Origin of the sequence: Levilactobacillus yonginensis (assembly GCF_003946265.1) — a bacterium.
Classification (GTDB): Bacteria; Bacillota; Bacilli; order Lactobacillales; family Lactobacillaceae; genus Levilactobacillus; species Levilactobacillus yonginensis.
The window spans coordinates 110,477-136,251 of sequence record NZ_RHNO01000002.1; the positions used below are offsets into that span (position 1 = coordinate 110,477).

A 25,775-nucleotide genomic window follows, 5' to 3' on the forward strand; every position below is an offset into this window, starting at 1 on the left:
TTCTAATTAAAGAGTCGCACTTTTCGGGTTCCCGGGGTGCGACTTTTCAAGGCTACGGGTGCGATGGACTCACGGTAAGGGAGTGATGGTTTGGCGAAGATACCCGAGGACGTGATTGAAACTGTCCGTTCGGCCACCAACATCGCGGATGTGGTTGGCCAGTACGTTCAGCTCAAAAAGTCTGGTAAGAACCTGTTTGGTCTCTGTCCGTTCCATGAAGAACGGACGCCCTCGTTTTCCGTGACAGAGGATAAACAAATTTTCCACTGCTTTAGCTGTGGTCGTGGGGGAAACGTCTTCAAGTTCCTGATGGAATTGGAACACGTGACTTTCCCTGAGGCTGTGGTCAAGGTCGCGGACTTTAGTCACGTTGATCTGGCTAGTGAATACCGGCAGGATGCGGCGGGACCAGCAGTTGATTCTAAAACGAGTCAACTGATCGACCTCCAAGAACAGGCAGCCAAGTTGTATCACCATATCTTGGTGAATACCGAGGGTGGGCAACCAGCCTTGGACTACCTGCACGACCGAGGATTGACTGACGACACGATTGAGGCCTATCAGTTGGGGTTTGCCCCCAGCCAGCGCCTACTTAAGCCGTTTTTCGATCAACGCCAAAGCGATTACCAGCTATTGCGGCAATCTGGCTTGTTTATCGAAAACGCTGAGGGTGAACTCCGCGACCGTTTCTCGGAACGGGTGATGTTTCCCCTGCGGAATGCTAGTGGTCACGTGGCAGCCTTTTCCGGACGACTCCTGAAGAAGGCGGATGATCAGCCCAAATATTTAAACAGTCCGGAAACGCAACTGTTTAATAAGAGTCGGCTGCTATTCAACTTCGACCGGGCCCGGTCCGCTATTCGGGCGGCCGGGGAAGTCACCCTATTTGAAGGGTACATGGATGTGATTTCAGCTGCCCAATCAGGGGTAGAAAATGGGATTGCTTCCATGGGGACCAGCTTAACGACTGAGCAAATCTACGCCATCGAACGGACGACGGATAAGTTGAACGTTTGTTATGACGGGGATGAACCCGGTCAGCGAGCAATTGCGCGGGCGCTGGATCTGCTCAATCAGCACAGCCATCTCCAACTGAGTGTGATTCAGTTGCCAGAGGGGCAAGATCCTGATGAGTACCGGCAAGCGCACGGTGAGCCAGCGTTGAAACAAATGTTGACTACGGCTCGCGAGACGCCCATTCAGTTTCACCTGCGGTACCTGCGACGTAACCGGTCCTTGGACACTGACAGCGAACGGCTAGACTACTTAAACCAGATTATGCCGATGCTTGCTCAGGTTCAGGAACCCGTGGAGTTAGATTTGTATCTCAACCAGTTAGCGACGGAATTTAAAATCGATAAATCCGCGTTAACGGCACAGTTGAAACAGGTCCAACGCGACACGGCCGCTAAACAAGAACGGTCCCGTCCAGCGACGAACACAGCGCCCGCACCAGCTGAGCCGCCGGTGACGGTGTATCAGCAGCAACGACCGCTCACCCGGTTGGAACGTGCCGAGCGGGGATTGTTGTACCGGTTGCTGCATGACCGGAATGTCTGGGCGAAGATCAGTAGTATTGCTGACTTTAGCTTCGTTCACGACGATTATCAAATGATCTACACCTTGGCCCAAGGTTATTTTCAAACACATCAGACTTATCAGACCGCGCAGTTTACGGACTTCATTCAAGAAGACCGGCTGCAGCAATTGGTCATCGACTTAGAAACGGCAACTTACGCGGCGGTCACCCCACGTGAGATCGATGATTATTTAGCGGTCATTATGGATGAGGCTCCGGTCGATGAGCAGCTCCGGTTGAAAAAGAATCAACTGGCAGAGGCTTCGCGACTTGGAGATGCCGCACAACAACGACAATTAGTCATTGAAATTGTTCAACTGGAGCAACGACGCCAGGCGAACAAGCAACTTTAGTCTAGGGGGTATTTTAATGGCAAAAAAAACCACGGATCAACCAATGTTTGACCAGAAAGCATACAACAAAACGGTGCGCGCTTTGATCAAAGACAACAAGAAGGCCGGTCACATCTCGTATGATGACCTGTCTGACAAGGTTGCAACGCCTTACACGCTGGATGCTAAGCAGATGGATAAGTTACTCGAAACGATTTCCGATGCTGGGATCAGCGTGGTTGATGCTAAGGGTGAGCCAGACCCACGGGCCGTCAAAGCCCAAAAGGCCGTTTCAAAGAAGGAATTAAAAGACGCCTCTACCACCACTGGGGTCAAGATCAACGATCCCGTTCGGATGTACCTGAAGGAAATCGGTCGGGTCAACCTGTTAACGGCGGACGAAGAAGTCGCCTTAGCCTTACGAATCGAAAAGGGTGAGGAAGCAGCCAAGCAAGAGTTAGCTGAAGCCAACTTGCGGCTGGTTGTTTCCATTGCTAAGCGGTACGTGGGTCGGGGGATGCAATTCCTGGACCTGATTCAAGAAGGGAACATGGGTCTGATGAAGGCTGTCGAAAAGTTCGACTACCGGAAAGGGTTCAAATTCTCAACGTACGCTACTTGGTGGATTCGTCAGGCTATTACACGGGCGATTGCTGACCAAGCACGGACGATCCGGATTCCTGTGCATATGGTTGAAACCATTAACAAGTTGATTCGGATTCAACGTCAACTTCTCCAAGACTTAGGGCGGGAACCAACGCCTGAAGAAATTGGGGCCGAAATGGATATGCCAACGGAAAAGGTTCGCGAAATCTTGAAGATTGCGCAAGAACCAGTTTCCTTGGAAACGCCAATCGGTGAAGAGGACGACTCTCACTTGGGTGACTTCATTGAAGACCAAGATGCGACGAGTCCTGCCGACCACGCTGCTTACGAATTACTGAAGGAACAGTTGGAAAGTGTCTTGGACACACTGACTGATCGTGAAGAAAACGTTCTGCGGTTGCGGTTTGGTTTAGACGATGGTCGGACCCGGACTTTGGAAGAAGTTGGGAAAGTCTTCGGGGTTACGCGTGAACGGATTCGTCAAATCGAAGCCAAGGCGTTGCGCAAGTTACGTCACCCATCACGTAGTAAGCAACTCAAAGATTTCTTGGAATAAACTTAAATATTGGGGACCAAATCTTAACGGATTTGGTCCTTTTTTTGTGTTTTTTTTGGATTAGGCTGGATTAATTTGCATTTGTCGGACTTCAATCGAGACTCACATCAGGTCAAGCAGGCTTCGTTCATGGCTGATACGTATAAAAAGGGCGGGTATCCGTCGACGTTTACGATTATTGCCGTGACATTGGCGGCCGGTTTCTGATGATCCAACCAATTAACTTTTCTAAAATGGTGTAACCATGCAAACGGTATAAGGGCAGAAGCTTATGTAAATTCACCAGCATTAGTAAGTAGGAAGGCGTTCGTCGGTAACCATTAACACCCCAGTTTGCGCCGCTTTAGCGCGAGTGATATATTTAATGAGGTGAATGGTTGTGGATTGTCAGTAATTTCAATTCGACCGGTTACCTCGTTTTGTACATAGAATTTTAAAATGAATTTTCGGGAGGGAAACAAGATGAAAAAGTTTTATTTAGCTTTAACCATTTTGGCCATTGCAACGGTCGGTTTAAGTGCAACGACTACGCCGGCTGCGGCCAAAACTGGTGCCAAGGTACTCAGCACCAAGAAGGTCAAGAAGACCGCCTACCATGTCACGAAGGGGACCATTTACAAAACCAATAGGCTGAACAAGGTTGCCCACCACGCCAGTAACTACAAATACACGACACTGTACGTGACCAAGCAGAGCACCGTTCGTAAGTCTAACCACAAGAAGGCCGTTTACAGTTATATCAGCACGAAGAAAGCGCGCGGCTGGATTATGCGGAGTTATTTGAAGAAGGGGGTTGCACCTAAGAAGTCGACCACGACCGGCACGCAGACCACGGCGTCTACGTTTAACGCCCAAGCGGCCAACGCTGATTTCTTAGCCATGGTCAACAAGGAACGGGCTAAGAAAGGCGCCGCACCACTGATGATTGCGACTGACCTGACGAACTTGGCTAACCAACGGGCTGCCGACTGTGCTAAATTAGGCGATATTACCCACTACGATAGTGCAGGTGATGTCGCCTACCTACAAGAAGGACCAAAGTTTGGCATCAACTTCAACGAGAGCCTGAGCTCTGAATGCTTGTTCATGGCCGATGAGGGTTTTGTGGGTGACTACCAGCAGGCTGGTACCAACGCCGCCGACCAGTACCTCTACCACGATGCTGAGTCCAACTGGGGTCACCGGGACAACCTGATTGATCCCGAAGCCAAGACGATTGGAATTGGCTGGAAGATTTCTAACGGCACAATTTACAACGCTGTCGACCAACAAGGATAGAGAGTATAAATGCAGCCCACCGGAAAATACAAATTTTTCGACTCTTTGTCAACAGGTATTGATGAAGGTTTTTCAGAGGTTCGGTTCACTTTCGAATTGGGTCTCTTTTCTGTATCACGCAAAATTAAGCGCAACGGTGGCCGTGATGCATATTCAGCTGTCAAAGCACAAGAGAACTATCAGAGACGGCGACTGAAAAGCCGACGTCCTAGGATCTTAGCTGACTTGAAACTACGAGATTTTGTCCTTCACCGCATCGTTCAATGCCAATGGTCTCCGGAACAAATCTCAGGCCGTTTAGTTCACGAAAATAGCGAATGGCAAATCAGTTACAATACTATTTATCGCGGAATTAAACTCGATAATTTAGGGATTAAACGCAAGAGTCACGGTGCTCGTGGTTTTGCCCGAAAGTTGCGCCACCGTGGCAAAACCCGTAAGGTCAAAGGAACGGTTAACGAACGACGTGGTCGGTTTAACGAAGTTCTTTCAGTTCATGAACGACCAGTTTCGTGCAATAAACGGAGCTGGTTCGGCCATTGGGAAGGCGACACCGTTCGGGGTAAAACTGGGCATTCAGCTTTGGTTACGTTGGTGGACCGTAAATCACGGTACTTATTGTCTCAACGAGTTTCCAAAGTAAACGCCAAGAACGTCACGCAAGCTATGATTGACCTACTGCATACTGTGACACCCAAACGAATTCGTACGCTTACGCCGGATCGTGGAACTGAATTCGCAGGATACCGCGAAGTTAGTCAAGAACTTGGTATTCCAGTCTATTTCCCAGATCCACATGCGCCCCAGCAACGGGGAACCAATGAGAATACCAATGGCCTTATTCGTGAGTACTTCCCCAAGGGAACCGATTTAGATCAGCTCACTGACCAAGATATTTATCAGTTCGTTGAAGTGCTAAATAACCGACCACGCAAGATTTTAGGCTGGAAGAGTCCATCTGAAGTTTTCTTTGGGACAAAGTTACACTTGATTTGACAATTCGTCATACAAAAAATGGTGCTGACGGATTTCTCCAGCAACACCAAATATCATAGAACCGATATTGGGGACCAAATCTTAACGGATTTGGTCCCTTTTTTGGATTAGAAGGTGGTGGTGCTCCGGCGACCGGGTATGTGACCCAGCTGAGATTGACCTCTTTTGTGCGACAAAGGTAGTTGGTCTAAATATAGGGCTTTGATATAAATGATAGGTATTTTGACGCGAATTATGAGTCTGGGATAATAATTAAGCTGCTTAAATAAACCTCACTGTTAAACGGTTTTTTTCGAAATAGGGTGACAAAATCGCGATGAATTTCGTTAGTAAGTGTAGATGGGAAAACATAAAACGGTAAGTCTTGTTTTGGTGGTTTAGCAGATAGTGTGGATTGCGGGCGTGTTGATTGTCCTGAAATTATTGGCGATTAGCCGGGAATTGGCAGCCATTTCAGGGGCTAGCAAGCCGCTCAATAATCATTAACCCCATTCTTAGGTTGGAATCGTTTACATAAAGGACTAATCAACATTGAGGTAATTTATTGAGTCAAAAGTCTTGAAAAATCGAGATAAGGGGATATAATGTATCTCGTTTAGAAAAGCCCATCATTTGTTTAGTGGCTTAGGTGAAAGGAGGTGCACTGTGAAAGCCAAGCCAAGTTTGGAGCAGGCGCTTTGTATCGTTGCGTTACTCGGGATTCAAGATCGCCAAATTCCCTTACATAGCCGTTTAGTTGCGGAGCGTCTGGGAATCTCCACCAGTTATTTGAAAAAAATCGTCCAAAAATTAGCCGGTGCCGACATCGTTAAAACGGTTTCCGGCCGGGACGGTGGCATTGTGTTAACTCGCGACCCCCACAAGATTACCTTGCTAGACGTCTTTGACGCCATCGAAGGGGCCAGCACGTTTATCAAGAACACGGGATTAGTTAAACGCGTTTTTGGTTTCGACCAAAAGGAAGCCTTTATGAAGACTTACGCGTTGAAAGACTTAAATGATCAACAACCGGTCGCCAACGTCCTCGCCGTTTTCGGTGAGGCTGAGCAGCGCTACCGCGAGCAGTTAGCCACACTGACCATCAGCGAGATCTTACCGATCACAGAGAACCAACCTCTGCAGCTCGATTGGACCAAGTGGCTTCTGCACCAATCAACAGAATAGAAGTAAGTTTAATTAACTAAGGATTGAAACGAACAAGCTCATTTGATATCAACAACTAAAGGTTGAAAACAATGAAACACCCACTATGCCTGATACAACAGGGATTAGGTATTGGAGTTTAGTCAGACATAGCGGGAAATTGCCGCCTTACCGTTCGCCAAATTTGGACCGGAACGCGGTGGGAAGGTCGGGACAAGCCAAAAGGCGGTCTTGTCCCTCGCTTGAAGCCGTAAAGCACGTCTTCAAGTCGCCATTTTCAAGAAAATCACTTGAAAATCCCACGGCTTGGTCCAAATGTGGCTCACTCCCGGCTACCTCGTTGAGCACCAATAGTGCTGTCATTCAGGTATCTCAGCTAGCTTAGTTTTCAAGAACCTGTTTAACCAAAGGTGGCTGGCGAGACTAATTTTTTTGATAACGGTATTCGAGCTTTCAACTTTTAGTCAATAATCAGTGGAGATCGGTTCAATCATTAGGTCATAGAATTAAGAGAATTGTTTTAGGAGGTTTTCCCGTGCGCTGGATGAATAAGCACTACATCTGGAACGTTATCGGCTGGCTAGTCATTGTCCTCTTGGCCGTCGTGACGATTCCAAACATGAGCAAGTTGGTGGCTGACAAGGGACAGATTACCGTTCCCAGCAGCTATCAAAGTACTCGTGCAACCAATATGCAAAAGCAGTGGGGTCGTTCCCAACGCGGTACCACTGCCGTCGTGGTCGTTTTCAGTAATGGTGATTCCGCGTTAACCAATGCGCAGAATACTCAGATTGATAATACCATTCAACGAATCAAGAACCACGAAGATCAATATGAAATTCGCTCGGTGACCGCTGCGAGTGATAGTTCCACCGCCGCCTCACAATTAATTTCAAAGGATAAGAGTACGCAATTGCTCCAACTGAACGTGCATAAATCGTCCAGCCATTCAATCACAAAGGTGCGTTCAGAAATTACCAGTTTGGCCAAGACCAGTGGTGTGAAAACCTACGTCACCGGGGCCGATGTTTTAAACCAAGACTTCTCCGATGCCACGCAGGCCGGGGTCCAGAAGACCGAAATCATTGCTGCCATCTTCATTTTCCTGGTGTTGTGGTTGGTATTCCGTTCGCCAGTTACGCCGTTGTTCTCACTGTTGACCGTCGGGGTCTCCGTGATCACGTCCATCTCCGTGGTAGCTAACCTGGTCGACCGGTTCAACTTCCCGTTCTCTAACTTCACGGAAGTCTTCATCGTTATCGTGCTGTTTGGGATTGGGACCGACTATAATATATTGCTCTATAACGAGTTCCGAGAGCGGTTAGCCAAAGGAAAAGATCGGTACACGGCCACGAAAGAAGCCATTAAGATTGGTGGTCGGACCGTTCTGTATTCCGGATTGTCGGTCTTAATCGGAATGAGCGTGTTGGGATTCGCCAACTTTTCACTCTACAAGTCAGCAGTCGGTATTGCCGTTGGGGTCGTGGTCCTCTTGGCCGTGCTCCTGACGCTGAACCCATTTTTCATGGCTATCTGTGGTCGGAAGATGTTCTGGCCAATCAAGAAGTTCTCCGGTGAAGGAGACAGTCGTTTGTGGCACGGGATGGCCAAGCACGCCATGATTCGGCCCGTGATTACGCTGATTGTTACCGGTATCGTGTTTATTCCGTTAGCCTTGTCGTCTCACGGGACGTTGGACTTCGACAACTTGGTGGAAATTGGGGATAATGTTCCCGCCAAGCAAGGGTTTAAAGTGGTGCAACAGCATTTCTCCAAGGGGACCGCTGAGCCAACCACTATTTATATTCAAAGTGATCATAAATTAGACAACGAAAAGTCCCTACTCTTGATCGACCGGTTAACGAAGCAGTTACAAGCTTCCGACGGGGTCAAGACCGTGGCTTCCGTCACGCAGCCTGGTGGGAAAGCCATCAAGGAACTGTACGTCAGAAATCAAATGAGTTCAGTGACGAGCGGTCTAGTCAAAGCCCAAAAGGGTGTCGACAAGGTCAACAAGGGACTGAAATCCGCTGATAGCCAATTGAGTAAGCAAAACGTTTCGGGGGCGGTTCAGGACGCTAACAAATTAGCCAGTGGGGCTAAGCAAGTCAGCACCGGGACTAACCAGTTACAATCCGCAATTTCACAAGTCTCAACTGGGGTTAATTCCTTGAATAGCCAAGTGTCTTCCGCCTCTGGTGGGAAGCAGGCGGCCCAACTTGCTCAGCTGGAAGCAGCCTTGCCACAACTGAACAATGCCATTCAACAATTAAACCAGCAAGTCTCAGGTAATTCGGCTAGCACCAGCGGGGTCACGAGTTCACTGACGACTATCAAGACCAGCACCCAAGACATTGGCAAGCAACTGGCCAATCTGCAGAGTGCTACGGCTAATTTGCCAACCATGAGCACGAGTACGGTGGCCAGTGCTTTCAGTTCTAACGGGGTACCACTGTCCGCAGCACAGAAGAAGGTATTGGCTGGGTTGTTGCAACAACAATCTACAGCGCAAAGTGCCTTGAAGTCAGCGTTGAGCACGGCTTTGCCAAAGATCAAGTCGGACGCCACGTCCATCGGTGCTGCTGACCAGAGTGTTGCCACTCAGTTGACTAGCCTACAAAGCTCAACCAATCAATTGCAGACTGCGGTGGCCGCGTTGGCACAAAAGTCAAACGTGGTCCTACCTGGTGCGCAAACGGCTTTGCAAAAGGCAGGTTCACAGAGTAGTCAGCTAGCTAGTGCGACGAGTCAGCTGTCCAGCGCCATGTTTACCATCAACGGGAAGATGCCTTCGCTGGTTTCCGGGGCTAATCAAGTAGCCACTGGTAATCAAACCATGGCGGAGAAGTTAGCCGCGATGAGTAAGCAATTAACGGCACTGCGCAAGGGCTTGGGCTCAGCAACGACTGGACTCACGCAAGTTTCCGGCGGGGTCGGTACCGCTAACGCCTACCTGAAGGGGTTGCAAAAGTCCGCCGCCACCAAGACGTTCTACATTCCAACGAAGCAGTTACACGGCAGTTCGTTTGAGCCAGCACTGACGACTTACATGTCGCCGAACAAGAAGCTGACCAAGCTGACAGTCGTGCTAAATGATGATCCAAGTTCCGCTGCCGCGATGGCCCGGTTGCCGAAATTGGAAAAGGTCGTCAACGGGTCGCTAGCTGGAACGAGTCTGAGTGGTGCCAAGGTTGCCTTTGGCGGGAACACCTCACAGACCAACGATATCAACGACATGGCTTCCAGCGACTTTACGCGGACGGTCATCATCATGTTGGCAGGTCTCTTTGTCGCCCTGATGGTGGTTACCCGTTCACTGGTTCAACCAATTGTGATCGAAGGAATCCTGTTAGTTGCCTACTCTGGGGCTTTGACCATCGTTCATTGGTTGGTCAAACCAGTTTTGGGGGCCGACATGTTGACGTGGAACACACCATTCTTCACGTTTGTCATGTTGATCTCACTCGGGGTCGATTACTCGATTTTCCTGATGCGGAAGTATCGTGAGTTCCTACATGAGCCGGGTGCTACCAGTGACAAGATGTTGCGGGCAGCCACGGTCATTGGGACAGTTGTTATCTCTGCCGGGATTATCCTGAGCGGGACGTTTGCTGCCTTGATTCCATCCGGGGTCATGACGTTGATTCAAATTGCGTTAGCCGTCATCATTGGGATCATCTTGCTGGTCATCCTGTTACCAATCGTGATGCCAGCTGTCATGAAGATCACGTACCCGTATCCATATTCCAATATGCGGGATGCACCGGTTAATGACACTGATTCTGATCAAGTGACACCTTCACGACGGCAGAAATAGCCGTTGATTGTCGCCTCCAGTTGCCGGGCGCCACCAGCTGTGGGGACCGGGACAAGCCTGTGAAGCGGTCTTGTCCCGCGACTTGAAGCCTCGGCAAACCACCGAGTCTTCAAGCTCGTCCCGTGTTCGTCACTCGGTAATTCCGAGCCACGAACACTTTCACTGCTGGCGGCTTGCCCGGCAACCTCCGGCTATGGATTTGTGTGGTTCCTGCTGATGTGTTATTAGACAGTAGAATCCACGTCGTCAATTTCCAAACCAATGGTAAAATACCAATAAGTTTAAGATATCAGCGTATTCCATGCACAAATGTGGGTACGCTGATATCTTTTTTTCTAACAGTATTAGTGTACGCAATACTACAGCCTGAATTCAGACATTTTAGAACGTTCGATGGCATCACTGAAAAACCGTCTATAAGGGTGTTTATATATTTGGTTAAGGTTATACTTAAGAAGATAAGAATCGTCCGTCGAAACGATCTTTAACGGGGGATGCCATGAACCGCAAGCTTTCGTGGCAGACTAGCTGATTTGATGACTAGTCAAACAAGTTAGTTGGAGGCGTGTTACGAATGAAGAAAACTGTTAGAATTATCTCGTGGATATTGGGGGTCATAGGGTTGCTGGTAACTGCTGATTTGGCGGCTAATTGTTTCTTTAACGCATCAGCCGTTTTTTACCATGACTTGGCGTTGTATGTAAACGTTGTTTGGGGAATCTGGACGCTAGCGACGCTTGTCTTCACGGTGACGTTGTTCTTTAAACGACAACAGGCGATTGGTTGGCTTGCCGCAGTAGTGGCGGTGATTTGTTTAGGATTTATCGGTATCTGGATTGGCCCCCTGGATACGCATGATTACGCCTACATCGTCTTTTTAGCGCTGGGGATTCTCAACGGTCTCTATGTCAGAAAAATGAATCCGGTGGAAGTTCCGGCTAAATAGAAGTGGCGTCTTCGCAAACAAATCCAAGATAATTGGGTTGTCTGTGGGGCGCTTTTTTTAGTTGTCGACAGAGTGAGAATTTTGAAGATTGGCTAGAAATGTGTCTTTCCACCTTACTGGTTACTAGATATGGGATGAAGCTGTGCTAATCTGACTCCATAGTTGGTGTCTTTTAGGCTGACATAAAATTTTGCTGTTAAGTAGCTACAAAATCGTTTATCAGTTGGCTCACAAAGGTAGAAATCATGTTAGACCACAAACGGAGCCGGAGGCGGTCAGGGATGGCGCCAGCCGTGAAGGTGGTGTTAACTGGTGATTTTCCAGTTTACAGCACGGGCGACTTTGAAGACACGAGGTCTTCGGGGCTTCAAGTCGAGCGAGAAGCCCGTTCTTTGGCTGAAGCGTCCCCACAGCAGGTGCCATCCCTGACCGCCGGAGCGCAACTAATCAGGTATCGTTCCCCACATGTGGCATACTGCTAGAATTTCCCGCTATTCAATTGCCGACGAGTGCCTTATACTTGAGAGAAGAGACGTGTGTTGGCGGCAACATTGCCAGTCAGCACCGACAGTAGAAAGGAAGAGTCATTCATATGGACGCAGATCATCTTTCGGTCCGGTTAGCTACCGTGGCCAAATACGTATTACCGGGGAGCCGTATCGCTGATATCGGCACGGATCACGCCTATTTACCCGTAAACTTAGCCAAGCGCGGCGTTATCGCCGGCGGAGTTGCTGGTGAAGTCGTGCCCGGTCCGTTTAAGAACGCACAACACGAAATTGAACAGACTCAGCTGAACGACAAGATTACTGCCCGGTTGGCTAACGGCTTAAAGGCCATGGAACCCGGGGATAACATCGATACGGTCGTTATTGCGGGGATGGGTGGTGCGTTGATCACCCAGATTTTAACGCAGGACTTTGAACGATTGGCCGGCGTTAACCGGTTGATCTTACAGCCCAACGTGGGGGAAATGACACTTCGAACGTTCCTGATGACCCATGGCTTTCAGCTGCAAGCGGAAGAAATCGTGAGCGAAGATGGTCACGACTACGAAATTTTGGTGGCTGACCGTGCCGATCAACCTGAGCAATATACTGAAGAACAGTTGCGGTTTGGACCGTTCTTGTTGGCGGCTCACAACGCAACCTTCATCGCTAAGTGGCAACGGGAGTTGAATCGTACCAAAGAAGTCCGTCAACAGGTTCAATCTGCCAATGAGGTTCCCGCAGCGAAAATTGCAGAATTAAACACGAAAATCAGTGAAATTGAGGAGGTCTTGCAACGTGTTGGTGCGTGAGTTAGTTGACCGGTTTGAACAATTTGCTCCTAAGACGTGGGCGGAACCGGGCGATCCCGTTGGCCTGCAACTAGGTAGCCTCGATGCCGAGGTTCACAAGGTGCTAGTTACCTTGGATGTCCGGCCTGAGGTAGTTGAAGAGGCGATTCAGGTGGGGGCGGACTTTATCTTTGCCCACCACCCAATGGTTTTCCGTCCGGCAAAAAACTTGGATCTATCTGTGCCACAAAATCAAATGTACGCGACACTCCTAAAACACGACATCACGGTCTACGGGGCCCATACCAATTTGGATAGCGCGCCGGGTGGCATGAACGATTGGCTGGCCGCAGCGCTCGATTTGCAAAACGTTAGTGGATTGGTACCCAGTGGTGGCAGTACCGCCACGCCGGCCATCACAATGGGTCGCGTGGGCGACCTCACGGAATCAACGACGGTCATGGCGTTTGCTGAACACTGCAAGGCGGTCTTCAACGTTCCCGGGTTGCGGCTGATCAGTCATACGCCCGATGCCGTGGTGAAACGCGTTGCCGTTCTTGGTGGCAGTGGTGGGCCGTTCTATCAGGCGGCCATTGACCACGAGGCCGATGTTTACGTGACCGGGGACATCTCGTATCATCCCGGCCACGATATGATTGCGGCGGGATTGAACGTTATCGATCCTGGTCACCACATTGAAAGTATTTGTAAGCCACACCTGACCCAGCTTTTTCAGGACTGGGCGGCTGAAAATCGGTGGTCAATTACCGTGGTGGCCTCACAATTAAACACTGACCCGTTTACTTTTATTTAATTTTGAAAACGGGTAAACTAAAACTAGTATCGAATTTGATTGAGGAGTGATTTATTTTGGCAAAGTATGAAAACTTGATTCCCCGTTTCTTGAAGTACGTCAAGATCAATACGCGGTCTGACCCTAGTTCGACCACGATTCCCTCAACGCCCCGTTTGACGGCGTTCGCTGAGGGCCTGGTTAAGGATTTAGAGGCCATTGGGTTAGAGAATGTGCACATCAATGCGCAATCCGCTTACGTCTACGCAACCTTGCCAGCCAACACCGACAAGCAGGTCAAGAAGTTGGGGTTCATTTCCCACTTTGACACGGCTGATTTCAACAGTGAAAACATTGATCCGCAAATCGTTGAAAACTACGACGGCAAGTCTGTCATTAAATTGGACACTGCCGGGAAATACACCCTAGATCCAGCCGTTTTTCCTAATCTGAAAAATTACCAGGGGCATACCCTGATTACTTCCGACGGGAGCACTTTGCTGGGAGCTGACGACAAGTCCGGGGTTGCTGAAATTATGGCGGCCATGGAATACCTGTTGGCTCATCCGGAAGTCAAGCACGGTGAAATCGAAATTGGCCTGGGCCCCGATGAAGAAATCGGTACTGGTGCCGACAACTTTGACGTGGACGACTTTGGGGCTGACATTGCGTACACCGTCGATGGTGGTCCGTTAGGCCAGTTGGAATACGAAACCTTTAACGCAGCTGACGCGCAGGTAGAGGTTACCGGGACGAACGTGCACCCGGCCGAAGCCAAGGGCGTCATGGTCAACGCGTCACAGGTTGCCATGGACTTCCATGCAGCTTTGCCAGAACATGATCGACCTGAAAACACCGAGGGCCGCGAAGGGTTCTTCCACCTGTACAGCATGAACGGGACCGTTGATACGGCTCACCTGAGCTACATCATTCGTGACCATGACCGGGCCATCTTTGAAGACCGGAAGAAGCTGTTCCAAGGGGTCGCCGACCAGTTGAACCAACAATACGGGTCCGACCGAGTTCAAGTTACCATTAAGGACCAGTACTACAACATGCGTGAAGTGATCGAGAAGGATATGACGGTGGTCGACTTGGCTAAGGAAGCCATGGAAGACTTGAACATCAAGCCCCTGATTTTCCCTGTTCGTGGGGGGACTGACGGGTCCAAGATTTCCTTCATGGGCTTGCCAACGCCTAACCTGTTTGCCGGTGGCGAGAACATGCACGGCCGCTTCGAGTACGTTTCCGAACAAACCATGGAACAAGCAACCGACGTGGTGATCAAGATTGCGCAACTCGCAGAACAACAGGCTTAATTTAATTAGTCAAAATTGGTCAAATTATTTTGATTTTTGGTCAATATCAGTTAGAATATGAGTGAAAAATGGAGGTTAGCCTAAGGGTGGCCTCTTTTTTAGACCCACTTAAATTTGTTAATTTTAATTGAGGAGGAGTTTTGATGAATCCAGAAAAAATGACTGAAGCCTTAACTGCGGCCTTGGGTGAAGCACAACGTATTGCGATGACGCGTAAGCACCAAGCGGTCACGGTCGCGCACCTATTCAAATACTTGATTCAACCCGGGGAACTTGGGCGCGAGATCTTGTCCAATGCCGGTGTGGCTATCAACGCCTTAGACAGCGAACTAGACCGGGAGCTGGATGGTATCAGTACCGTCTCCGGTAGCGGCGTCCAGTACGGCCAAGAATTTTCCCGGAACCTGACCGACCTCTTACAGAAGGCCGACAGCATTCGTGAACACTACCACGATGAGTTTATGGCGATCGACGTGGTCGTCATTGCGCTGATGCAGCTGGGTGGCGAGAACCTGACGGATTATCTGAAGAGTCAGGGCATCACCGAGCAAATGGTTCGTAACGCCGTGGATAAATTACGGGGCGGCGAACGCGTTACTTCAAAGAATCAGGAGGACCAGTACCAGGCGTTGGAGAAATACGGGACCGACCTGGTCAAGGCCATGCGTAGCGGGAAAATCGATCCCATCATTGGGCGGGACGACGAAATTCTCTCGGTGATCCGCATTCTCTCACGGAAGACCAAGAACAATCCCGTGTTGATTGGGGAAGCCGGGGTCGGTAAGACGGCCATCGTCGAAGGCCTGGCGCAACGAATCGTGCGGGGGGATGTTCCCGACAACCTGAAGGATAAGACGATTTTCTCCCTGGACATGGGTTCCCTGATTGCGGGTGCCAAGTACCGTGGGGAGTTTGAAGAACGGTTGAAGGCCGTCTTGAAGGAAGTCACCAAGAGTGACGGTCAAATCATTATGTTTATTGATGAGATCCACAACATTGTGGGGGCTGGTAAGGCCGAAGGTAGTATGGACGCCGGGAACCTCCTGAAGCCAATGTTGGCTCGGGGCGAACTGCATTTGATCGGGGCGACGACTTTAGACGAATACCGCGAGTATTTGGAAAAGGACAAAGCCCTCGCCCGGCGGTTCCAACGGGTACTGGTCAACGAACCGAGCGTGGACGACACCGTCACCATCTTACGGGGCCTGCGCGAACGTTTTGAAATTCACCACGGGGTCAAGATTCACGATAACGCGTTGATTGCGGCGGCTAAATTGTCCGACCGCTACTTGACGGACCGCTTCCTGCCCGATAAGGCGATTGACTTGGTCGACGAGGCCTCCGCTTCCATCCGGGTGGAAATGAATTCGGCCCCAACGGAACTGGATCAAGCTCGGCGGCAATTGATGCGGATGCAGGTCGAACAGACCGCGCTGAAGCAAGAAACGGACGACGCTTCTAAGGAACGCCTGACCGACTTGCAAAAGGACCTGGCGAACACCAAGGAAAAAGTCGATAAGCTGAGCGCCCGATGGAACCAGGAGAAGACGGCTATCAAGAGTGTCGGCGACAAGAAGACTGAGCTGGACACGGCCAAGCGGGACTTAGAGAATGCCGAGGCTCAGTATGATCTGAATAAGGCAGCCGAATTACAACACGGCACGATTCCTAAGTTAGAAAAGGAATTGGCCACCATGGAACAGCAAGAGGAGCAACAACAGGATTGGTTAGTCTCGGAATCCGTCACGGAAAATGAGATTGCGGCGGTAGTCAGTCGCATGACCGGTATCCCCGTCACCAAGTTGGTCCAGGGTGAGCGGGAAAAGCTGTTGAAACTTGCCGACCGGCTCCACAATCGGGTCGTGGGTCAGGACCAGGCCGTTTCGGCAGTCGCTGATGCGGTGTTGCGTTCCCGAGCGGGGTTACAGGACCCAACGAAACCCCTAGGCTCCTTCCTCTTCCTGGGACCAACCGGGGTCGGGAAGACCGAACTGGCCAAGGCGTTAGCGGCCAACCTGTTTGACAGTGAAGATCACATGGTCCGCATTGATATGTCTGAATATATGGAAAAGGAATCCGTTTCGCGGTTAGTCGGGGCAGCACCCGGTTACGTGGGGTACGAGGAAGGTGGCCAACTCACCGAGGCCGTCCGGCGGAACCCTTACACCATCGTGCTGTTTGACGAAGTTGAGAAGGCGCATCCGGACGTTTTCAACCTGCTCCTCCAAGTCTTGGACGATGGTCGCCTGACTGACAGCCAGGGCCGGACCGTGGACTTCAAGAACACCATCTTGATCATGACCTCCAACCTGGGGTCAGACATCCTGCTGAAAGGGACCGACGACCAGGGCAAGATTCAACCGGAGGCGCAACAACAAGTGGCCCAGCTCTTACAGAGTCACTTCCGGCCAGAGTTCTTGAACCGAATTGACGAAACGATTATGTTTACGCCACTGACTTTAGCCGACGTGCAACAAATCGTGGTCAAACTGATTGGTCATCTGGCCACTCGGCTTCACGAACAGTCATTAGACTTAACCAGTACACCAGCGGCTCAGGCCTGGATCGCCCAGAAGGGTTACCTACCAGCCTTTGGGGCACGACCACTGCAACGCTTCATTACGACGCACGTGGAAACGCCACTGGCAAAGGAATTGATTGCGGGTAAGATTCCAGCGGACAGTCTGATCACCATTGATGTGGTGGACGACCAACTGAGGTTTGCACATCAACCCCAAGCCAAAGCGGCTAAGGATTAAGCAAAACTGCATTTGTACGAAAGAGTCTGGCGTAGAGCTGGGCTCTTTTTTGCTGGGAAGTGGTCGGGATGACGGGACTATTTGTAGGAGAGAGGTGACTGGCAAATAGGCATAGCCATTGGTGGGAAATTTAGTGGGGATGTCGATGGGAGACTGTTGGCAGCTGCGATTAGGACCACTTTAATGTGCTTGGGTGATCTTCTGGTTGGTTAACCGGGAGTGGGCCAATATCGAGTTTTATCGCAATAATTTAAATTATCTAGGAAGGGGAAACAACTGGCTAGCGAACGAATGTTCACCCCGGGCAAAATCCGCCCTTTTTTCTGGTATAATAGCGATAATGAGATTTACAGAGAGGAGAATCGACCATGTTTGTTCCTTTACAGGTCCTAAGTACTTATAGCTTGTTACAAAGCACGAACCGTATCGACCAACTGGTACAAACGGCGAAAGATCGCGGTTATACGGCGTTGGCGCTGACGGATAAGAACGTCATGTACGGGGAAGTTGCCTTCTATAATGCCTGTCAGCAGGCGGGGATTCAGCCATTACTAGGACTGTCTTTGACGACTCAGAGTTTGAGCGGTGCCGAGGAGGACCAGGAGTGGTTGTTCATTGCCCAAGATTTTACCGGTTATCAGCAGCTGATGCAGCTGTCGACGGCGTATCAGGTGGCGCAAGGGGCCGTTGATCTGCACGAGCAGGTCGCTAATTTGAGTCACCTCAGTGTCATTGCGCCATTAGACAGTGAGGTCCATCAACTCCTGGCGGCTGGGGATGAAGCGGCGGCTAGTCGTGTTTTAAAACAGTTTCAAAACTGGCACGTGGGCGCTTTAGCTGTGGGAATCGGGGCTAATGCTGATGGGCCCTTACAGGCTGCGTTACAACGGGTGGCAACGAGCGCTCAGGCGACATTAGTAGCGTTAGCTCCCGTAGATTACCTCAATGCCGACGATCACTTTGCCGTGACGGTCCTACGTGCCATTGATGCTGGCGCCACGATCAGTGATCCCGAGGATGAGCAGCAGAAGACTGGGGAGCATTGGCTACGTCCGGCCCAGGAACAGGCGGAACGGTTCAATGCGGCTGGACTGCAGTCAGCAGTTCAAGCTACGGCCGACCTGGCCGCTAAGAGTCACGTGACGTTGCAATTCAAGCAACCACAATTGCCCGAGTACCCAACACCTAATCAACAGCCCTCACAGGCGTATCTGCGTGAGCTGTGTCAGCAGGGACTTCAGCGACGGTTAGAGGCAGATGGGATTACTGACACTCAGACTTATCAACAACGCTTAGAACGGGAACTAGGCGTCATTCACCGGATGGGGTTTGACGACTATTTCCTCATCATTTGGGACGTTATGAACTATGCCCACCGTGTCCACATCCAAACGGGTCCAGGGCGGGGGTCCGCGGCGGGGTCGTTGGTGGCGTATGTCTTGGCGATTACCGAGGTTGATCCGTTGGCGTATAACCTGTTGTTTGAACGTTTCTTGAATGAGGAACGCGCCCAGATGCCCGATATTGATTTGGATATTCCGGATGATAAACGCGAACAGGTCTTGCAGTACGTTCACGATAAGTACGGCCATTCCCGAGTGGCACAGATCATTACCTTCGGGACACTGGCGACTAAGGCCGCGTTGCGTGATGTTGGCCGGGTTCTGGGGATGCCCCCCTATACGTTGAGCGATTGGAGTGCGGCAATTCCCAATCAATTACACATTACTTTGCAGGCGGCCTATGACCAGTCACAGAAGCTACGTAACCTGGTAGCGGATAGTTCGAAGAATCAATTGCTGTTTACGACGGCTCAGAAGCTAGAGGGCTTGCCCCGTCACTATTCGACCCATGCGGCCGGAATCGTGTTGAGTCAGGGGCCATTGATCGACCTCGTGCCCCTGCAACCGGGGAGTGAAGACCTCCTGATGACGCAGTATCCTAAGGACACCGTGGAGGCAGTTGGTCTGCTCAAGATGGACTTCCTGGGACTACGGAACCTCAGTATTTTAGCAAATGCCCTGGCACTGGTTAGAAAACAGACGGGTCAGGCGCTTGATATCAATCAAATTGATTTAAATGATGCGGCCACCCTCAAGCTCTTTGCCCAGGGGGAGACGAACGGCGTCTTTCAGTTTGAGTCTTCAGGGATCAAACGGGTACTGCGCCAACTTCAACCGGATAGTTTTGAACTGGTAGCCGCGGTCAATGCCCTGTATCGACCGGGGCCAATGGAAAACATCGATAGCTTTGTTCGGCGGAAACACGGTCAGGAGCCGGTCACTTATCCAGCCGAGGTGTTGGCCCCCATCTTGGGACCGACGTACGGTGTCTTAGTCTATCAGGAACAGGTCATGCAGGTGGCCTCCGTCATGGGGGGCTTCACGCTGGGTGAGGCCGACTTGCTTCGCCGGGCAATGAGTAAGAAGAAGAAACAGACCATGGACGCCATGCAGAAGAAATTTGTTAGTGGTGCCCGTCAATTGGGTTATGACGAGGACGTGGCCCAAAAGGTCTTTGCCTATATCGACCGGTTTGCCAACTACGGTTTTAACCGGTCCCATGCCGTGGCCTACAGTAAGCTAGCCTTCCAGTTAGCTTACCTGAAGGCCCACTATCCGGGACCGTTCTACGCGGCACTCTTGAATTCGGTGGTCAACGTGCCAGTTAAGACGAAGATGTACTTGACGGAAGCTAAACGGCACGGCGTTGGTATTCAACCGCCAGACATCAATCGATCGACGGCCTACTTTAATTTGCAGGGAGCAGATATCATCTTTGGGTTAAGCAGTATCAAAGGGGTGCGCAAGGACTTTCTCAGAGAAGTCTTAACCGACCGGCATGAGAACGGCCCATACCGCGACCTCCACCAGTTCCTACAACGAATCGATGGCAAGTATCGGAAGGCGGATCTATTAAACGCGTTGGTCTACGCGGGGGCGTTCGACGGCTTTGGCCATAATCGGGCAGAATTATTGGCGGCGTTACCGGAGTTCATCAGTAGTGTGGAATTGTCTGGGGACAACGTGGAGCTCTTTGCGGCGTTGGCGCCGAAGGTCAAACCGTTGCCAGACCTCGACTTGATGACTAAATTAACGCAGGAGGAATCCGTACTCGGTGCCTATTTGTCCGGACACCCGGTCGCCCAGTACCAGGCGTTAGCCGAGAAAGTTCACGCAGTTCCCATCACAGAACTAGCCGAGAACGCGCGGGTGGCTGTCGTGGTCTACGTGACCAAGATTCGGACGATCCGGACCAAACGGGGTGAACCGATGGCCTTCCTGACGGCCAGTGATGAGACAGCTGACGTGAGCATCACAGTCTTCCCTAATCAGTATCGGCAGGCCAGCGAGTGGCTGAAGACTGATCAAGTTATTGTTGTCAGGGGCAAGGTCGAACAGCAACGGGGCCTCCAGATTGTTGCGGACCAGGTCACGTTAGCCGAGACCATGCAGGACCAGTTGGCGCCTAAGCTGCCTAGTGGGGCCCGGTGGTTTGTTCGGGTAGATGCCCAACACGATGAACGGACCATTGCAGCGAAATTAGGCCAATTTCTGACCACACATCACGGGGATGTCCCGGTGATCGTCTACCAACCGCAGACGGATCAAAAGCGAGTCTTACCGCGGAATCAGTGGTTAGCGGGGGATGCAACGTTGGTTAGTCCCCTGGAAGAATTGATGGGTAGCGGTAATGTTGTTTTTGAGAATGGATAGACCAATTTTGTGAAAAATACCTCTGGACTATTTGTATCGGCTTTAGTATGCTTATACCAATGATTGATAACAAATATTTCGGGAGGTATTTTTTCATGCAATTATCCGTAAAAGTATATTCAGATGGTGCCGAATTATCCGCAATGAAGGCTGTAGCTGCTCAGGGACTCGTCGAAGGGTTCACCACGAACCCTAGTTTGATGAAGGCGGCGGGGATTACCGATTACCTGTCATTCGCGAAGGAGGCAGTTGCGACCTTCCCAGACCAATCGATCAGTTTCGAAGTCTTTGGTAACACGCCAGAACGCATGTTAGCCGAAGCCAAATTACTTTCATCACTCGGTAGTCACGTGGCTGTTAAGATTCCAGTTATCCGGGCCAACGGGGAAGACAATGGCGATGTGATCAGTGAGCTCTCAGCTGCTGGGGTCCGGGTAAACGTGACGGCGATTACCACGTTAGACCAGGTGAAACTGGCAGTTGCTAGCCTGGATGAAGCTGTGGGCGGAATCGTGTCCGTCTTTGCAGGACGAATCGCCGACACTGGCGTTGATCCATTACCACTGATGCGGCAATCGGCCGACCTCTGCCACACCAAGGAAAATGTTGACTTACTGTGGGCTAGCACCCGGGAAGCCATTAACATCGTTCAGGCTGACCAAACTGGCTGTGATATCATTACCGTGCCACCCAAGATTTTGGGCAAGTTAAATAAGTTTGGCAAAGATGCCTTGACCGTTTCTGTGGACACAGTGAAAACGTTTGATCAGGATATCGCCGAATTAGGTTTCACGATTCCAGTCGAAGCGGATGTCTTAAAGTAAATTAAAAATTATTCATTTGATAACCTACCGATTATATAATCAGTAGGTTTTTAAGTATCATGAGGCCCGTCACGACGGTGAAAACGTTTACTTTGAGAATTTGTGTACAATCGGGCGAAAATTCGGTAAACAAAGGCGACAATAAATTTCAAAAGTGATAGAATAATTTTGGAAACAAATTTGTGCCGAATGTTTCGGCCCGTTAATTTTGTATAAAATTGCCGAGCCGTTCGTGCCAATTCTAAAGGAGAGATTTTTCTAATGAAGAAAACCAAGATCGTAAGTACCCTTGGCCCCGCAAGTACTGACGTTGATACGATTGTTAAGTTGATTGAATCAGGCGCCAACATCTTCCGGTTCAACTTCTCACATGGTGACCATGAAGAACACTTGGGTCGTTTGGAAAACGTCCACAAGGCTGAAAAGATCACTGGTAAGACCGTTGGTATCATGTTGGATACTAAGGGTGCTGAAATCCGGACCACTGTTGAAAAGGGCGGTAAGCTCCAATTCAATACTGGCGACAAATTCCGTATTTCAATGGATGACTCACTTGAAGGAACCAAGGAAAAGATTGCTGTTACTTACCCTGGTTTATTCGATGATGTTAACGAAGGTGGCCACGTCTTATTCGATGATGGTTTACTGGACTCAGTTGTTGAAAGTAAGGATGAAGCAACTAAGGAATTAGTTGTTGTTGCTCAAAACGATGGTGTTCTGGGTTCCCGTAAGGGTGTTAACGCTCCCGGCGTTTCCATCAACTTACCTGGGATCACTGAAAAGGACTCCGATGATATTCGTTTTGGTTTGGATCACGAAATCAACTTCATCGCTGCTTCATTCGTTCGGAAGCCTCAAGATGTTATGGACATCCGTGAACTTCTTGAAGAAAAGCACATGGAACACGTGCAAATCTTCCCTAAGATCGAATCCCAAGAAGGTATCAACAACTTTGATGACATCATCAAGGTTTCCGATGGTTTGATGGTTGCTCGTGGTGACATGGGTGTCGAAATTCCAACGGAAAACGTACCTTTGGTACAAAAGGCTTTGATCAAGAAGTGTAACTTCTTAGGTAAGCCAGTTATCACGGCTACCCAAATGTTAGACTCTATGCAAGAAAACCCACGTCCTACTCGTGCCGAAGCATCTGACGTTGCCAACGCCGTCTTTGATGGTACTGACGCAACCATGCTTTCTGGTGAAAGTGCTAACGGTGAATACCCAGTAGAATCCGTTGCTACGATGAACCGGATCGACATCAAGGCTGAAAATGCTTTGAAGGACTTTGGTCGTGACAACTTGAACTTCGACAACGGTGACGTTACCGAATCAATCGGTGCTTCCGTTGCTCGTGTTGCTAACGAATTGGGCGTTAAGACCATCGTTGCTGCAACTGAAAGTGGCTACACTGCCAAGATGATTTCTAAGTACCGGCCAAATGCTGATATCTTAGCTGTTACCTTTGACGACCGGACCCGTCGTGGTTTGATGGTCAACTGGGGTGTTTACCCAATCGTTACCGAAAAGCCTTCAAACACTGATGAAATGTTTGACCTGGCTGCAGCCAAGGCCGTTGAAACGGGCTTAGCTAAGGAAGGCGATTTGATCTTAATCACCGCTGGTGTGCCAGTTGGCGAACGCGGAACGACTAACTTGATGAAGATCCAATTGATCGGTTCAAAGTTAGTTCAAGGCCAAGGTGTCGGTGACGACACTGTGATTGGTAAAGCAATCATCGCTAACTCCGCTGCTGATGCAAATGCTAAAGTCGTTGAAGGTGGTATCTTGATTGCCAAGAACACCGACAAAGACTACTTGCCAGCTATCGAAAAGTCTAGCGCCGTTATCGTTGAAAACGGTGGGTTGACTTCTCACGCAGCTGTTGTTGGGATTTCCATGGGGATTCCTGTTATCGTTGGTGCTACTGGTGCCAGCGACAAGATCTCCGATGGCGAATTGATCACCGTTGACTCACGTCGCGGTATCGTTTACCACGGTGCTTCCAACGCGCTTTAATTCGAGATAAACCTGTTATTAAAAACGGACCCTCTGTCGGGGGTCCGTTTTTTGCTGCACTGAATTTACTAAAGTTTCGATGATTGTCGTTTCCGGCGATGGGGCGGCATCAATCAGCTGTGGGGACCGCCTGCGGCCTGAGGAGCGGTCCTCCGGCTCGACTTTAAGGCTTGAAAATCACAAGTCTTAAAGCTCGTCCCATGGTCTAAGCTGGTTCCCAGCTAAGACCATCGACATAGCCGATTGATGCCGCCCCATCTCTGGTCACTGACATTGTCGGTAACTTTAGCATCGCATTTCAAGCTTGCGGTTAAAGTGGTGAGTGTCTGTTGTCGATAAAAGTAAATAGAAGCTTTGCAGCAAACGCTTTTTAAATTAGAAATTATCTTCGATGTAGTGAGCTTGGCGTTGGTAAGTCATGACCTATCGCTTTGTATCCGATAACAACTATTCCGTGTTAGCGGTGGTGGAACTTGTAGAACGAAAGATTGTGGCCAGAGTATCTGCAAGCCTGCGAATACTGACGGATGTTGAGCGGAATTTTCAAAAGCCACGAGTTAAATCAACGTCCGCCAAAATTTACAATGGATTTCAATTCCAATAATGCCAGGAACATCCAGTCAAAGCTGGAGGTGGTCAGGGGCGGGGGCAGCCGTGAAAATGGCGTTAGCTAGCGGTTTGTGCTAGCTTAGGCCATGGGCGACTTTCAAGACACGGGGGTTTCGTGGCTTGAAATCGAGCGAGAAGCCCGCGCCTGGGCTGAAGCGTCCCCACAGCAGGCCCCGTCCCTGACCACCGGAGTGCGACCGCTTTCACCAATTTAGTGGGATTAAAGCTCGCTAGTTGGACGGTTTCCGTGTAAAATAAGGGGTAGACACTTTTGAACGGTAGACTGGGAAACCAGTAGAATTGAGGAGATTATGGAAGAACTATTAGGCCGCATCATCGCGGGAAAAGTTACCGATGAAAATGAAAAAGATTATTACGTCCAGGTTGCCGGGACGACCTTTCGGCTGGATAAATCAGAAATTAAGAAGCCATTGAAGTTAGGCTCAACCTTTAAGGGGTTTGCATACGAGAACGAAGACCATGACATGCAGATCACTCGGAACGCACCAGCCGTTCAGGTCGATCACTATGGCATGGGAACGGTTGTACGGAGCCAACGGACGTTAGGCGTCTTCGTCAACATCGGCTTACCTAACAAGGACATCGTTGTTTCACTGGATGACCTACCTGATATCATGGAATTATGGCCCCAACAGGGTGACCGGTTGATGATTGCTTTGCGTGAAGATGCTAAGCAACGCCTTTGGGGTGTATTAGCTGACGGTGAAATTTACCAAGCCATTGCCCAACCAGCCAAGAAGCACATGCAAAATGCCAACGTAGTTGCTACCGCTTACCAACTGAAGCTGGTCGGTACCCGGGTAATGACTGAAAACAATGAATTGGGCTTCATTCACCCATCTGAACGGGAAAAGGAACCTCGTTTAGGAGAAGAATTACACGCCCGCGTGATCGGTGTCCACGAAGATGGCACGTTGAACCTGTCCTTGCGTCCACGGACTTACGAAGCCATTGATGATGATTCAGCAATGCTGCTGGCCGCTTTGGAACACAGTGAAGACGGTCATTTGGAATTTAGTGACAAGAGTGATCCAGCTGCCATCAAGGCTTACTTTGGTATCAGTAAGGGTCAATTCAAGCGGGCCATTGGGCACCTCTTGAAAGCCCGGAAAATCACGCAACACGATGGCCAATTGTGGTTGGTTGCTGAAGCGGACGAGTCGACAACCGACTAGGAGGCGTG

The 25,775-nt window shown here is 50.0% G+C and carries 15 protein-coding genes; all 15 read left to right on the forward strand.

The annotated features are described in order from the left end of the window. Positions 1-90: 90 nt before the first annotated feature. The 15 genes from dnaG (at position 91) to EKM87_RS01865 (ending at position 25,767) form a co-directional block, all read left to right on the forward strand. A complete protein-coding gene (gene dnaG, locus EKM87_RS01795; protein WP_125681224.1) occupies positions 91-1,932 on the forward strand; it encodes a DNA primase in 1,842 nt (613 codons plus the stop codon). A 10-nt stretch (positions 1,933-1,942) separates the two neighbouring features. Then, positions 1,943-3,073: an RNA polymerase sigma factor RpoD gene (gene rpoD, locus EKM87_RS01800; RefSeq protein WP_382339151.1), complete on the forward strand. Its 1,131-nt coding sequence runs from the start codon at positions 1,943-1,945 to the stop codon at positions 3,071-3,073. A gap of 462 nt (positions 3,074-3,535) precedes the next feature. Continuing rightward, a complete protein-coding gene (locus tag EKM87_RS01805) occupies positions 3,536-4,351 on the forward strand; it encodes a CAP domain-containing protein (RefSeq protein WP_164506407.1) in 816 nt (271 codons plus the stop codon). Positions 4,352-4,360: 9 nt separating this feature from the next. Beyond that, positions 4,361-5,347: an IS30 family transposase gene (locus EKM87_RS01810; protein WP_404819646.1), complete on the forward strand. Its 987-nt coding sequence runs from the start codon at positions 4,361-4,363 to the stop codon at positions 5,345-5,347. 645 nt (positions 5,348-5,992) lie between these two features. After that, positions 5,993-6,511: an RrF2 family transcriptional regulator gene (locus tag EKM87_RS01815; RefSeq protein WP_125681228.1), complete on the forward strand. Its 519-nt coding sequence runs from the start codon at positions 5,993-5,995 to the stop codon at positions 6,509-6,511. 514 nt (positions 6,512-7,025) lie between these two features. Beyond that, entirely contained in the window at positions 7,026-10,307 is a 3,282-nt protein-coding gene (locus tag EKM87_RS01820; protein ID WP_125681230.1) for an MMPL family transporter, read from the forward strand. Between the two features lie 574 nt (positions 10,308-10,881). Then, complete coding sequence (locus EKM87_RS01825) at positions 10,882-11,253, forward strand: hypothetical protein (protein WP_125681232.1); 372 nt, start codon at positions 10,882-10,884, stop codon at positions 11,251-11,253. Positions 11,254-11,845: 592 nt separating this feature from the next. Then, positions 11,846-12,553: a tRNA (adenine(22)-N(1))-methyltransferase gene (locus tag EKM87_RS01830; protein ID WP_125681234.1), complete on the forward strand. Its 708-nt coding sequence runs from the start codon at positions 11,846-11,848 to the stop codon at positions 12,551-12,553. Then, positions 12,540-13,346, forward strand: coding sequence for a Nif3-like dinuclear metal center hexameric protein (locus EKM87_RS01835; RefSeq protein ID WP_125681236.1), 807 nt, complete (start codon positions 12,540-12,542; stop codon positions 13,344-13,346). The genes EKM87_RS01830 and EKM87_RS01835 overlap by 14 nt, the downstream gene beginning before the upstream one ends. A gap of 56 nt (positions 13,347-13,402) precedes the next feature. Beyond that, positions 13,403-14,644 carry a peptidase T gene (gene pepT, locus EKM87_RS01840; protein WP_125681238.1) on the forward strand — a complete coding sequence of 414 codons (1,242 nt, stop codon included), beginning with the start codon at positions 13,403-13,405 and terminating at the stop codon, positions 14,642-14,644. Between the two features lie 143 nt (positions 14,645-14,787). Next, on the forward strand, positions 14,788-17,403 hold the full coding sequence (gene clpB / locus EKM87_RS01845; RefSeq protein WP_125681240.1) for an ATP-dependent chaperone ClpB: 2,616 nt from the start codon (positions 14,788-14,790) through the stop codon (positions 17,401-17,403). A 368-nt stretch (positions 17,404-17,771) separates the two neighbouring features. Continuing rightward, entirely contained in the window at positions 17,772-21,119 is a 3,348-nt protein-coding gene (gene dnaE, locus EKM87_RS01850) for a DNA polymerase III subunit alpha (RefSeq protein WP_125681242.1), read from the forward strand. 95 nt (positions 21,120-21,214) lie between these two features. Beyond that, on the forward strand, positions 21,215-21,943 hold the full coding sequence (locus EKM87_RS01855; RefSeq protein WP_125681244.1) for a transaldolase: 729 nt from the start codon (positions 21,215-21,217) through the stop codon (positions 21,941-21,943). Positions 21,944-22,204: 261 nt separating this feature from the next. Next, a complete protein-coding gene (pyk, locus tag EKM87_RS01860) occupies positions 22,205-23,962 on the forward strand; it encodes a pyruvate kinase (protein ID WP_125681246.1) in 1,758 nt (585 codons plus the stop codon). A 920-nt stretch (positions 23,963-24,882) separates the two neighbouring features. Then, a complete protein-coding gene (locus EKM87_RS01865) occupies positions 24,883-25,767 on the forward strand; it encodes a CvfB family protein (RefSeq protein WP_125681248.1) in 885 nt (294 codons plus the stop codon). The last annotated feature ends 8 nt before the right edge of the window (positions 25,768-25,775 follow it).

Bases quoted from the DNA above. Each gene is read 5' to 3' on its own strand.
- EKM87_RS01805 (WP_164506407.1), top strand. From the start codon at position 3,536: ATGAAAAAGTTTTATTTAGCTTTAACCATTTTGGCCATTGCAACGGTC.
- EKM87_RS01810 (WP_404819646.1), top strand. From the start codon at position 4,361: ATGCAGCCCACCGGAAAATACAAATTTTTCGACTCTTTGTCAACAGGT.
- EKM87_RS01825 (WP_125681232.1), top strand. From the start codon at position 10,882: ATGAAGAAAACTGTTAGAATTATCTCGTGGATATTGGGGGTCATAGGG.
- EKM87_RS01830 (WP_125681234.1), top strand. From the start codon at position 11,846: ATGGACGCAGATCATCTTTCGGTCCGGTTAGCTACCGTGGCCAAATAC.
- clpB (WP_125681240.1), top strand. From the start codon at position 14,788: ATGAATCCAGAAAAAATGACTGAAGCCTTAACTGCGGCCTTGGGTGAA.
- dnaE (WP_125681242.1), top strand. From the start codon at position 17,772: ATGTTTGTTCCTTTACAGGTCCTAAGTACTTATAGCTTGTTACAAAGC.
- EKM87_RS01855 (WP_125681244.1), top strand. From the start codon at position 21,215: ATGCAATTATCCGTAAAAGTATATTCAGATGGTGCCGAATTATCCGCA.
- pyk (WP_125681246.1), top strand. From the start codon at position 22,205: ATGAAGAAAACCAAGATCGTAAGTACCCTTGGCCCCGCAAGTACTGAC.
- EKM87_RS01865 (WP_125681248.1), top strand. From the start codon at position 24,883: ATGGAAGAACTATTAGGCCGCATCATCGCGGGAAAAGTTACCGATGAA.